The organism is Bradyrhizobium xenonodulans (genome assembly GCF_027594865.1).
Classification (GTDB): Bacteria; Pseudomonadota; Alphaproteobacteria; order Rhizobiales; family Xanthobacteraceae; genus Bradyrhizobium; species Bradyrhizobium xenonodulans.
In genome coordinates this window covers 3,936,481-3,946,180 of record NZ_CP089391.1, presented here as the reverse complement: position 1 = coordinate 3,946,180, position 9,700 = coordinate 3,936,481, and the positions used below count along the sequence as shown (strand labels likewise).

At 64.4% G+C, this 9,700-nt stretch carries 14 protein-coding genes and 1 tRNA gene; 8 read left to right on the top strand and 7 right to left on the bottom strand.

What is annotated here, in order from left to right; genetic code table 11:
• Window positions 1–319: 319 nt before the first annotated feature.
• Both I3J27_RS18600 and I3J27_RS18595 read left to right on the top strand, forming a co-directional pair.
• Window positions 320–396: transfer RNA gene (locus I3J27_RS18600), tRNA-Arg, on the top strand.
• 199 nt (window positions 397–595) lie between these two features.
• Complete coding sequence (locus I3J27_RS18595; protein ID WP_270172190.1) at window positions 596–814, top strand: hypothetical protein; 219 nt, start codon at window positions 596–598, stop codon at window positions 812–814.
• A gap of 54 nt (window positions 815–868) precedes the next feature.
• On the opposite strand, the gene I3J27_RS18590 is transcribed toward I3J27_RS18595, so the two are convergent.
• Window positions 869–2,149 carry a hypothetical protein gene (locus I3J27_RS18590; protein ID WP_270172188.1) on the bottom strand — a complete coding sequence of 427 codons (1,281 nt, stop codon included), beginning with the start codon at window positions 2,147–2,149 and terminating at the stop codon, window positions 869–871.
• 143 nt (window positions 2,150–2,292) lie between these two features.
• On the opposite strand from I3J27_RS18590, the gene I3J27_RS18585 reads away from it, so the two are divergent.
• Window positions 2,293–2,520 (top strand): DUF2171 domain-containing protein, encoded by a 228-nt coding sequence (locus I3J27_RS18585; RefSeq protein WP_270172186.1) that lies wholly within the window; start codon window positions 2,293–2,295, stop codon window positions 2,518–2,520.
• A gap of 130 nt (window positions 2,521–2,650) precedes the next feature.
• On the opposite strand, the gene I3J27_RS18580 is transcribed toward I3J27_RS18585, so the two are convergent.
• Complete coding sequence (locus tag I3J27_RS18580) at window positions 2,651–2,869, bottom strand: hypothetical protein (protein WP_270172183.1); 219 nt, start codon at window positions 2,867–2,869, stop codon at window positions 2,651–2,653.
• Window positions 2,870–3,125: 256 nt separating this feature from the next.
• Window positions 3,126–3,278 carry a hypothetical protein gene (locus tag I3J27_RS18575; RefSeq protein ID WP_270172181.1) on the bottom strand — a complete coding sequence of 51 codons (153 nt, stop codon included), beginning with the start codon at window positions 3,276–3,278 and terminating at the stop codon, window positions 3,126–3,128.
• 267 nt (window positions 3,279–3,545) lie between these two features.
• Between I3J27_RS18575 and I3J27_RS18570 the strand changes: the two genes are divergently transcribed.
• Window positions 3,546–3,707 (top strand): hypothetical protein, encoded by a 162-nt coding sequence (locus I3J27_RS18570; protein ID WP_270172179.1) that lies wholly within the window; start codon window positions 3,546–3,548, stop codon window positions 3,705–3,707.
• Between the two features lie 97 nt (window positions 3,708–3,804).
• On the opposite strand, the gene I3J27_RS18565 is transcribed toward I3J27_RS18570, so the two are convergent.
• The 3 genes from I3J27_RS18565 to I3J27_RS18555 all read right to left on the bottom strand — a co-directional run bounded on the left by I3J27_RS18565 (window position 3,805) and on the right by I3J27_RS18555 (window position 5,347).
• A complete protein-coding gene (locus I3J27_RS18565) occupies window positions 3,805–4,629 on the bottom strand; it encodes a hypothetical protein (protein ID WP_270172176.1) in 825 nt (274 codons plus the stop codon).
• Between the two features lie 186 nt (window positions 4,630–4,815).
• Window positions 4,816–5,034 carry a DUF2273 domain-containing protein gene (locus tag I3J27_RS18560; RefSeq protein ID WP_270172173.1) on the bottom strand — a complete coding sequence of 73 codons (219 nt, stop codon included), beginning with the start codon at window positions 5,032–5,034 and terminating at the stop codon, window positions 4,816–4,818.
• A gap of 85 nt (window positions 5,035–5,119) precedes the next feature.
• Complete coding sequence (locus I3J27_RS18555; protein WP_270172171.1) at window positions 5,120–5,347, bottom strand: hypothetical protein; 228 nt, start codon at window positions 5,345–5,347, stop codon at window positions 5,120–5,122.
• 267 nt (window positions 5,348–5,614) lie between these two features.
• Between I3J27_RS18555 and I3J27_RS18550 the strand changes: the two genes are divergently transcribed.
• The gene (locus I3J27_RS18550; RefSeq protein WP_270172169.1) at window positions 5,615–5,962 is read left to right on the top strand and encodes a DUF6481 family protein; all 348 of its coding nucleotides are present in this window, start codon (window positions 5,615–5,617) and stop codon (window positions 5,960–5,962) included.
• A 143-nt stretch (window positions 5,963–6,105) separates the two neighbouring features.
• Here the strand turns inward: I3J27_RS18550 and I3J27_RS18545 are convergent, their stop codons facing one another.
• Window positions 6,106–6,348 carry a pentapeptide MXKDX repeat protein gene (locus tag I3J27_RS18545; protein ID WP_028150975.1) on the bottom strand — a complete coding sequence of 81 codons (243 nt, stop codon included), beginning with the start codon at window positions 6,346–6,348 and terminating at the stop codon, window positions 6,106–6,108.
• 318 nt (window positions 6,349–6,666) lie between these two features.
• Here I3J27_RS18545 and I3J27_RS18540 point away from each other — a divergent pair, with 318 nt between their 5' ends.
• The 3 genes from I3J27_RS18540 to I3J27_RS18530 are packed head-to-tail and all read left to right on the top strand — an operon-like array spanning window position 6,667 to window position 9,595.
• Window positions 6,667–7,689, top strand: coding sequence for a TRAP transporter substrate-binding protein (locus I3J27_RS18540; protein ID WP_270172162.1), 1,023 nt, complete (start codon window positions 6,667–6,669; stop codon window positions 7,687–7,689).
• Window positions 7,686–8,240, top strand: a complete 555-nt coding sequence (locus tag I3J27_RS18535) for a TRAP transporter small permease (protein WP_270172159.1) — start codon at window positions 7,686–7,688, stop codon at window positions 8,238–8,240. Before I3J27_RS18540 ends, I3J27_RS18535 begins: the two co-directional genes overlap by 4 nt.
• Complete coding sequence (locus I3J27_RS18530; RefSeq protein WP_270172155.1) at window positions 8,237–9,595, top strand: TRAP transporter large permease; 1,359 nt, start codon at window positions 8,237–8,239, stop codon at window positions 9,593–9,595. The genes I3J27_RS18535 and I3J27_RS18530 overlap by 4 nt, the downstream gene beginning before the upstream one ends.
• Window positions 9,596–9,700: the final 105 nt, after the last annotated feature.

Sequence of the window (9,700 nt, the reverse complement as noted above, 5' to 3'; positions counted from 1 at the left end):
AAAGCTGCAAATCGTCGCATTCGCCATGACAAGGCAAGCCCAGAGGAGACCGATCAAGGCGCCGCCGCGCACGCCGTCCTTGGGCGCAGCAAGACCAGACCAGTCGACCGGCGGCCATGTCCCGGAAGCTGACCAGCGTTCCCGGCGATGTGACCCATCGTCCAGTCCGCTGCCGCTCAACCCGGCACCCTGACACCCCACCGTTCCGCTTTGTCGCTTCGGGTGGGAAAACGGTTCGGTTCAGACTTGGCGAAACACCAGATTTTTCATATTGACGTGGTAGATGAACAGCCAGCCTCCAAACGAGGCGGCTCAAGACGGTCCCATAGCTCAACTGGATAGAGTAGCGGATTTCTACTCCGCGGGTTGCAGGTTCGAGTCCTGCTGGGATCGCCATCGTCTGGAGATGACGAACAAGCCCTCGCCCCGGCGTTCGTCAATTGACAGGCGGACGCGTTACCCAACTCCAACATGCTTCACGAACGCGTGGGGTGGGCTCGCTTCCCCCTTTGAGTGGGACAAACGAGCCCTATCTAAGCGTCGGGTGAATTGCGCCCGAGAAGGACTACCAATGCCGGCATACGAGTGGACGAAAATGGCTATCGCATCTGCGGTTGCCGTAATCGCTATGTCGTATTTGGCCATCGACGCAGGCGTCGTAAATACCAGCGTCGTCACAAAACGCATCGATGTGGTGAAGGCCTCCATCTCGGATGTCGGGATGGGCCAGCATCACCTCGCCTTCGCCGTTCAGGCATGGGCGCGGCGCGATCAGCAGAAGCCAGCTTTGGAGCATTGCCTGGCGGTTGATTGACAGCCGGCGCAGCAATCAATCCGGCGTTACCGAGCCAGCCTCACGGACACCGTTTCATCCCTCTCCAGGGCCGCGTTGATTCGCCGTCCACCAATCGGCAATCGCTGCGGCGAGATCGTTCCACAGCTCTGTCGGCAGATCCGGCACCGCGACGCGGACGCTGTAGCGATCCGTGGTGGCGTCGTGAAACCACTCGGTCGCGGCGAAGTCGAAACCAAAACTGCCGGCGTGTCGGATGGGGTATCCGGCCCGGCTCAGATCGCCGCTCATGGCCTCGGCGGCTTGCCGTGCGCTGGCCTCATTGAGGGGACCCCAGGCACGAAGGGTGACGTAGAGGCCGTGGGTGAAGTGGAGCTCGGCCGCCAGCGAGGGAAGCTCGCGGGCAAAAAGCCGGGCTGCGTGTCGGCCATTGCGCAGGATGGCAGCAACACGCTGCTTCGTTAACGTCCAATAGGCCTCGCTGCCTACATAGGGCGGAAAATGCGCCGGAAGCGCTGCGCCCCCGAGAAGCCGGACCGCGTCGCGGGTTTCGGCGGCCAGCCGATCGACCATCGAACGGCCCGCCCCCTGCTCGCTCCAGTTGACGAACACCGCGGAGCCGAGCCTGCCATATTCGGCGCCCAATGAATCCAGCTTGTTATGACTTCGCACCATCGCGACAGGAATTCCATATCGTCGCGCCCAGTGCAGCACGCGCCGGATGCGCCCCGAGCAGCCGGCAAAGCAAGTCGTGTCGAACACCAGCAGGTCGAGAGCCGGACCGTCGCAGCGCAGGACGGCCTCGAACGTGCTGGCGGAGACGCATGAATCCAGCAGCAGAATGCGCGGCACGCCGGCCCGGGCCAACCCATCGGGCGGCGGCAGCTTCGGGGTGACAAGCCGCAAGGTCGGGACAAAGCGCTCGATCAACTCCAGCGTCTCGCCGTAGGAACCCGGCAGGACCACTATGTCGCTCTCGGCCATGATCCTGACGCAAGCCAGCAGCAGCGCCGAGATCGCGGCCATGCCGGACGCGGTATAGATGGCCTCGCTGCTGCCGCCGCACGCAGTTTCGTAGAACGAGGGCCCGCGGACGCTGAGGTCGGCGCGCTGATAGTCGTAATCGAATATGAACGGACCGCTCGCCGGACTCGCGGTTCTCGACCACGCCGTCTCCGTCGCCTTCCAGTCGAGCAGCTCGTGCTCCGCGCGCAGCCGTGCAGTGAGCTGGAATTTCGACTTGATGACCTCCTCCACCGATCGTGGACGAGGCAGATGCTGCGGGCTTCTCAGGCAATCGTTCAGCAGCCCGATTTCCCTGTGCTTCCGCTCCAGATAGGCCTCGATGGTCTCCATGCGTCTCTTGATACGAATCTTGGTTAGGTTCCGCCGTCTTGGATTTTCAACGTATGGCGCGTGCCGGAGGTCCTATTTGTCGCGTCGCACGCGCTTGCAACGAAGCTGCATCAGCGCGGTTGATGTCAGGCAAGGAGGACAGCATGTCGGAAGTCAAAGAGCATATGAAAATCGTCGGCAAGGACGGCGCGCATGTCGGCACCGTCGATCGCGTCGAGGGCAATCGCATCAAGCTGACGCGGAAGGACAGCCCGGAAGGCCACAAGGACCATCATCACTACATCGACACGAAATATGTCGGCTCCGTCGAAGGCGATGTCGTCAAGCTGTCGGTGAATGCCGATGCGGTCCCAAAGGCCGAAGCAGCCTGACACACTGAGCCCCTTCGGGGGCTTTTTGTTTGTTCACGGTCCGACTCCGCTTCGTTCGCAAAGCACGAATCGAGATTGCCAAATCGGCATCCGAGCGATTCTTAACGCCGCGTTTCGACCGTTGAAATGATCAGGCGTCGAGCGACACGAGCACCGGCCGCAAACGGTACGCATCGATCGCGGCGTTCGACAGCAAGAGTCTGCGCCGCTCGCCGCGCAGCATCATCCGATCGATTCTGTTCAGGATGAAGCGGGCCGCGTCCCTGTGCTCGCCGGTGAGCAGACCTGACTGGTCGAGATATCTCCAGGCAATCTCGAAAGACTGTGCGCGTAACTCGGTGTCGGTCATGACCGGCCAACGCCGGCCAAGAACGGATGTTCCTAGCGGCGCAACATGCAACGAACCGGCATGAGAAAATGCCGAGAGCTGCGGAACGACATCACCCCTGCCACGTTGGATGCAGCGAAACAGAGTGGTGCCGACCCGCCAGCCCCGGTCGGCTTTGAAGGGCCCCGTGCTTGTCCCCCGAGCACGGGGCTTTCTCATGCCCGCTGCCCCGCCCAGCCCGGGATCGATCGATGCGAGATCCGCCGTGAAAATGCGCTCAGTCCGTCCGCTCGTCGCGCCGGTCGCGCGCGAGTTCGTGCCAGGCCAAGGCCAGTTGGATCAGCCTCTGCCGGTCGTCGCCATCGGAGGATGCCGCGGCGCGCTTCATCGCCGCTTCGGCCTCATGTTGCGGGTCGTACTTCGTGCACATGAGTCCGACATTATCCGCCCGATCTGGACAAGCGGATGGCAATTTCGTCCGTATGAATGCGGGGTGGCTTGCTGACCATTTCGGTTAATGCGGATAGCCTGACGACCCAAGCCAAGGCGGTTGTTTCCAGACATATCCGGTGCGGTACGATGGGACGGATTTCGTCCGGAACCTATCTGTGAATTACGTCACAGCCGGCGCGCGGCGCCTCCGGTAAACATCGTCTTAACCGCTCGCACCGCCGCGAGAGGGCAAGGGTGGTCCGTCATGACGCAGGAAGCCGCAGCAGCCGAGGTTCACGTCCCGACACGTCGAGAGAGATCCGGCCTGTTCGGCGTCACGTTTCTTGCCGGGATCGGTATCGTGATGCTGGTCTGGATCTCAGGTCTGGTCTGGGCCGCGATCGCGTTCTTCAATTGGCTGGTATGACGGCGATCAGATCACGCGATCAGCCATAGCCAAAACAGCCAAAACAAAAGAGGCGGACCTGCGCCCGCCTCCTTCGATTCGGATCCGGCCTGAAGCCTCAGTAGCACGCACGCGGATCGGCCTGCACATACTGGCCGCTCGGGTAGCGGTAATAGCAATTGCCCTGGGCCAGATAATAGCCGGGACGCGAGGCAGCCGTCGCGCCGGCGATCGCGCCGGTGGCGCCGCCGATCACGGCACCCGCGGCCGCACCCGAGGCATTGCCCGAGATCAGGCCGCCCAGCACACCGCCGACGATGGCACCGCCGAGCGCGCTGGCGCCAGGATCAGCCGGCGGCGGCGGAGGCGGTTCGTAGTAGGCCGCCGGCGGCGGCGCATAAGCCACCGGCACGTCGTCGTAATAATCCTCGGAGATATAGGCGGGCGGACCGGCCATCCGCTGCGGATAATAATACCAGACACCGCCAACGTCCCACCACCAGCCGGAACGGCCGTTGCGGACCTCGTGGCGCCAGCGGCCGCCATCCCAGGCGCGATTGCCGCGATAGGCGTGACCGCCCCAGTCGCGCGCCTGCGGTGCCGGGCCGCGTGCGTAATTGCGTCCGGGCGGCGGACCGCCGGCATTTTGTGGGCGAGGACCGCGATCGGGACCAGGGCCAGCACGATCGGGACCGGGGCCAGCGCGACCGGGGCCGGCGGCCTGAGGCTGCCCGCCAGGCTGCGGCGCGGGCCGGGCCGCCTGCTGCGGCGGCGGGCCCCTGCGCACGTTCTGATTGTTCTGGGGCGGCGCACCTGCGCCATGGCCCTGCGGCGGCGAACCCTCCCGCCTCGGGCCGGAGTCCTGCGCCTGCGCGGAGAACGCGAGCAACGACATGGCCGAAACCACGGGAACGATGATCTTCATGCGGCTGGACGCACTCATGCGTGCTTGACCCCCTACTCTCTCGATTGCCGTGACCCCACGCGCGAATAGACGATTCGCCTCGCGCTGGGCTGATGCCGGCTGACATAACAGACCTGCTTCGGCAGGCATGTCCCGTTACAAATGTTTAAGATCACGGCAATTTTTCGGCCCCGGCGGGCTGCCGGGGGTCGCACGGGAGCGGGTCTAGCGGGCCGGCTCGATCACGTTGCAATTGCTCCGCCCGGACATCAGGCAGTCCTGCATCTTGCTGGCGGCCGTAAGGTCCCGGGCGAGCCACCAGCCGACGCCGAGGATCAGAACCGCGATGATCAACCCCGCGATCGCGCCGCGACGGTTGTCACCGGATTGAGGTTTTCGCGGGGTTCTGGGCTTCTCGCCCGGCTCGGGCTTTGGCTCGGACATGGCTAACCGATCACAGAGGCGAGCCGGCTTTATCACCTCTGCGACCTGGCGTCACATCCCGCTCAGACAGTTCACCCTCGGGCAGTCACCCTCGGGTCGGCCGGATCAGATCCTTGCGCGAGGTTTCGACCGCCGGGGTCGCCCGCGGCGCGCAGGTCGTGAGCACGAATGCAGTCTGGGTGCACTCCCAGTCGGCGCCCAGGACCGCGCTGTCGACCGGCTGGGGACGGGCGAGCAGCAGCGCAGCGCCGGCGATGGCGGCCACCGCAACGGTGATCGCGAGCGCCTTCAGGCTCAGTCTTGAGATCGTCATCCCCGTGCTCCGTCGCGTATCGGGGCGGACGCTAGGCGCCGCTCCGCGTGGCCCTCTATGAGGGACATCACAATTCGGCAGTTTTTCGGGGCTACGAGAGATCGTCGGGGCTGGCGATTTATCGTCTACCTGATCGGCTGCGATTATGGGTGGCGTCGCGACACGCGGCGATGTACACGCTTCTGCGTCGCGTGGCGCCTGCTATGCCCAGCCGACGTACCAACTGAAGTGATGTAGGATCGGAAGCGAGGAAGACAAGGCTCGTCGATGAGTGGATTCAGGGAACCCGGCTTCGCAGACCGGCAAAAGGCGGCGCAGGACGCACGCAAAAATCTTTTGAACAAATTCAAGTCGCAGCCCGGGGCCGATGATCCCGCGGTCGCGGCGAAGCGTGCCGAACGCGAGGCCCTCGCGGCGAAGCGCGCCGAGGCCAAGGCCGTGCGCGAAGCCGAAAAGGCCGAGCAGAAGCGCATCGCGGAAGAAGCTGCGGCCGCCGAGGCCACACGACTCGCTCGCGAAGCGGAAGAGGCGGTCGCCAGGGCGGCTGAACTCGAGGCCGAGCAGAAGGCCAAGCGTGACGCCCGCTACGCGGCCCGCAAGGCCAAGCGGAAGTAACGCTCGCAAGTCACGTTCAATTGAAATTGAACCGGGCATCGCTGGGACGGTCCATGTGACCGCCCCAGGACTGTCGCGCGACTGTTCGGCGTGACTGTTCAGCCGCGCGTCGGCCTGTCACGACGCCGCGACGGCGGCGAAGATCAATTCTTCTTCATCATCCCGTCGTCTTTCTTCATCCCGTCCTTCGACATGTGGTCCTTCTTCATGCCGTCGTCCTTGGACATGGTGTCCTTCTTCATGCCGTCCTTGGACATCGTGTCCTTTTTCATCATGCCGTCGTCCTTGCCCATCTTGTCCTGAGCAAAAGCGGCCGGCGACAGCGCGAGGCCAAGCGAGAGAGCGGCGGCCGAGACGCCGAGCACGATGCGGGTGCGAATGGTCATGGGTGATCTTCCCTTCGAGATGGTGTTGGTCAGCGACGGACGCCGCTATCTGATCTCGACGGATTGGCCGCAGGCGTTGTTACGCGCCCGCTGACAAAATTTCTGCGCGCCGGTTGCCATCCTTCGTTCGGCGTAGCCTCGCAGGGAGCGGCGGGCCGTCAGTGTGCAGCGCAGCAAGGCCGGCACTTGCCGCGGCATTCGGTCTCGAACTATCAGATGAGAGAATATCGGGTAAAAGACCGGCTAGGATGGGCCCCAGCGCGGTCTCAAAGACCAGCCCGGATCACACCAACAAGAACCGTCCAAGGGGATCACACCATGCTCACGCGCCGCCATCTGATCGCGACCGCAGTCGCGGCACCCGCCATTCTCCGCTTCGGCACCGGCACCGCGCAGGCCGCCACCACGCTGAAGATCTCCCATCAATTCCCGGGCGGCACCATCGACAAAGGCGATTTCCGCGACCGGCTCTGCCGCATGTTCGCCGCCGAAGTCAGTAAGCGCAGCAATGGCGACATTGCCGCGGAGATCTATCCGAACTCCTCGCTGATCAAGACCAACGCGCAGTTCTCCGCGATGCGCAAGGGCGCGCTCGACATCAGCCTCTATCCGATGCCCTACGCCGGCGGCGAGCTGCCGGAGACCAATATCGGCCTGATGCCCGGGCTCGTGACCACCTACGACCAGGGCATGCGCTGGAAGAAGGAGCCGGTCGGCAAGGCGCTGACCGACTTCCTCGCCGACAAGGGCATCATCCTGCTCACCTGGGTCTGGCAGGCCGGCGGCGTCGCCAGCCGTTCCAAGCCGATCGTCGCCCCTGAAGATGCCAAGGGCCTGAAGGTGCGCGGCGGCTCGCGCGAGATGGACATGGTGCTCCAGACCGCCGGCGCCTCGGTGCTCTCGGTGCCGTCGAACGAAATCTACGCGGCGATGCAGACCGGCGCCTGCGATGCCGGCATCACCTCCTCGACCAGCCTGATCTCGTTCCGCCTCGAAGAGGTCGCGAAGTCGCTGACCTCGGGCGCGGGCGCCTCCTACTGGTTCATGCTCGAGCCGCTGATGATGTCGAAGGCGATCTTCGACAAGCTGCCGAAGAACCAGCAGGACGTGCTGCTCGCGGTCGGGACCGAGCTCGAGGCCTTCGGCCGCAAGGGCGCGCAGGACGACGACGTCGAGGTCGCAAAGGTCTACGAGAAGGCCGGCGCCAAGGTCTCTGCGCTCGATGCCGCCACCGTCGGCAAGTGGCGTGACATCGCCCGCGACACCGCGTGGAAGGACTACAGCGCCAAGACCACGACCGCCGCAAACCTGCTCAAGCTCGCCACCGACGTCGCGGCATGAGCCACGGTCCGCTTCCGGATCGTGACGATCACGCCAACGCTGCCGCAAGGACCGGCCTTGCGGCAGCGATCGATCGCGGTCTTGCCATCCTCAACAGCATCATCGTCGTGTTCGCCGCGATCGCGCTGGTCGCGGCCTGCGCCATCCTGAGCTACAGCGTGCTCAGCCGCGCTTTGTTCAAGGCCGCCAATTACTGGCAGGACGAGGCCGCCGTGTTCCTGCTGGTCGGCGCCACCTTCATGACGGCGGCCTATGTGCAGCAGAACCGCGGCCATATCGGCATCGAGGCCTTCGTCGGCCTGCTCTCGCCGCTGGCCAACAAGATCCGGCTCTGGCTGGTCGACGTCGCGACCTTCCTGTTCTGTGCCTTCTTCACCTGGAAGTCCTGGACGCTGGCGCACGAAGCCTATGTCGACGGCCAGGTCTCGAACTCGATGTGGTCGCCGCCGCTCGCCATCCCCTATTCCCTGATGGCGTTCGGCATGAGCCTGCTCTGCGTCCAGATTCTCGTGCAGCTTGCGCTGCCTTTCGCAGGAGCCAAGCGACCATGAGCGTTTTCGGTATCGGCATCGCCTACGGCGTAGCGACGCTGGTCATCATGTTCTCGGGCATGCCGATCGCATTCGCCCTCGGCGCGGTCGCGGTCCTGTTCATGGGCATCTACATGCCCGCGGCGTCCCTCGATACGGTGACGCAGAATGTCTACGAGGAGATGGCCTCGATCACGCTGCTGTCGATCCCGCTCTTCATCCTGAAGGGCGCCGCGATCGGCAAATCGCGCGCCGGCCAGGATCTCTACTCGGCCCTGCATGCCTGGCTGCATCGCGTCCCAGGCGGCCTCGGCGTCGCCAATGTCTTCGCCTGCGCGCTGTTCGCGGCGATGGCGGGCTCGAGCCCGGCGACCTGCTCGGCAATCGGCTCGGCCGGCATCCCCGAGATGCGCAAGCGCGGCTATTCCGGCGGCTTTGCTGCCGGCATCATCGCGGCCGGCGGCACGCTCGGCATTCTGCTGCCACCCTCGATCACCATGATCCTGTTTGCGGTCGCCGCCGAGAAATCGCTCGGGCGGCTCTTCCTCGCCGGCATCGGCCCGGGACTGCTGCTGGTCTCGCTGTTCGGCGCCTATGCCGTGATCCGCTTCCGCCAGGAATATGCGGCCGCGGAAGCCGTCTACAAGAACGGCGGCCCGGAGGCGGCGATCCTCGCCCGCGACGAATACACGCTCGCCGAACGCTTCAGCGTGCTGCCGCGCGTCATTCCCTTCGTGCTGCTGCTCACCGGCGTCATGATCGCGCTCTATGGCGGCTACGCCACGCCGTCTGAAACTGCCGGCCTCGGCGGCCTCCTCGCGCTGGCGCTGATCGCGGCGATCTACAGCGTGTGGCGGCCGAGCGACCTCGCGCCGATCATGAAATCGACGATCCGGGAATCGACCATGCTGATGATGATCATCGGCATGTCGCTGCTCTACTCCTACGTGATGAGCTATCTGCACATCTCGCAGTCGGTCGCCGAATCCATCGTCGCGATGCACCTGCCGCGCTGGGAGCTGCTGTTCGCGATCCTCGTCATGGTCGTCGTGCTCGGCTTCTTCCTGCCGCCGGTCTCGATTATCCTGATGACCGCGCCGATCATCCTGCCGCCGCTCCGCGCCGCCAATTTCGACATCATCTGGTTCGGCGTCGTCATGACCATCGTGATGGAGATGGGGCTGATCCACCCGCCCGTTGGCCTCAACATCTTCGTCATCCGCAACGTCGCGCCGGATATTCCCCTGCGTGAGGTAATCTGGGGCACCCTGCCCTTCGTGCTGCTGATGATGCTCGCGGTGCTGTTGCTGTGCTTCGTGCCGGAGATCTCGACCGGGCTGCCGGACCTGGTGATGGGGCCGGACGGGAGCAGGTAGCGGCAATCGCAACTGCCGTAGGGTGGGCAAAGGCGCGCAGCGCCGTGCCCACCAACTTTCTATGATCCAGCTAAAGGTGGTGGGCACGCTTCGCTTTGCCCACCC

Excerpts from the sequence above, each read along its gene's own strand:
- I3J27_RS18550 (WP_270172169.1), top strand. The coding sequence starts at position 5,615 with ATGAGTGGATTCAGGGAACCCGGCTTCGCAGACCGGCAAAAGGCGGCG.
- I3J27_RS18560 (WP_270172173.1), bottom strand. The coding sequence starts at position 5,034 with ATGTCCGAGCCAAAGCCCGAGCCGGGCGAGAAGCCCAGAACCCCGCGA.
- I3J27_RS18595 (WP_270172190.1), top strand. The coding sequence starts at position 596 with ATGGCTATCGCATCTGCGGTTGCCGTAATCGCTATGTCGTATTTGGCC.
- I3J27_RS18535 (WP_270172159.1), top strand. The coding sequence starts at position 7,686 with ATGAGCCACGGTCCGCTTCCGGATCGTGACGATCACGCCAACGCTGCC.
- I3J27_RS18575 (WP_270172181.1), bottom strand. The coding sequence starts at position 3,278 with ATGTGCACGAAGTACGACCCGCAACATGAGGCCGAAGCGGCGATGAAG.
- I3J27_RS18555 (WP_270172171.1), bottom strand. The coding sequence starts at position 5,347 with ATGACGATCTCAAGACTGAGCCTGAAGGCGCTCGCGATCACCGTTGCG.
- I3J27_RS18580 (WP_270172183.1), bottom strand. The coding sequence starts at position 2,869 with ATGACCGACACCGAGTTACGCGCACAGTCTTTCGAGATTGCCTGGAGA.
- I3J27_RS18590 (WP_270172188.1), bottom strand. The coding sequence starts at position 2,149 with ATGGAGACCATCGAGGCCTATCTGGAGCGGAAGCACAGGGAAATCGGG.
- I3J27_RS18545 (WP_028150975.1), bottom strand. The coding sequence starts at position 6,348 with ATGACCATTCGCACCCGCATCGTGCTCGGCGTCTCGGCCGCCGCTCTC.
- I3J27_RS18540 (WP_270172162.1), top strand. The coding sequence starts at position 6,667 with ATGCTCACGCGCCGCCATCTGATCGCGACCGCAGTCGCGGCACCCGCC.
- I3J27_RS18570 (WP_270172179.1), top strand. The coding sequence starts at position 3,546 with ATGACGCAGGAAGCCGCAGCAGCCGAGGTTCACGTCCCGACACGTCGA.
- I3J27_RS18565 (WP_270172176.1), bottom strand. The coding sequence starts at position 4,629 with ATGAGTGCGTCCAGCCGCATGAAGATCATCGTTCCCGTGGTTTCGGCC.
- I3J27_RS18585 (WP_270172186.1), top strand. The coding sequence starts at position 2,293 with ATGTCGGAAGTCAAAGAGCATATGAAAATCGTCGGCAAGGACGGCGCG.
- I3J27_RS18530 (WP_270172155.1), top strand. The coding sequence starts at position 8,237 with ATGAGCGTTTTCGGTATCGGCATCGCCTACGGCGTAGCGACGCTGGTC.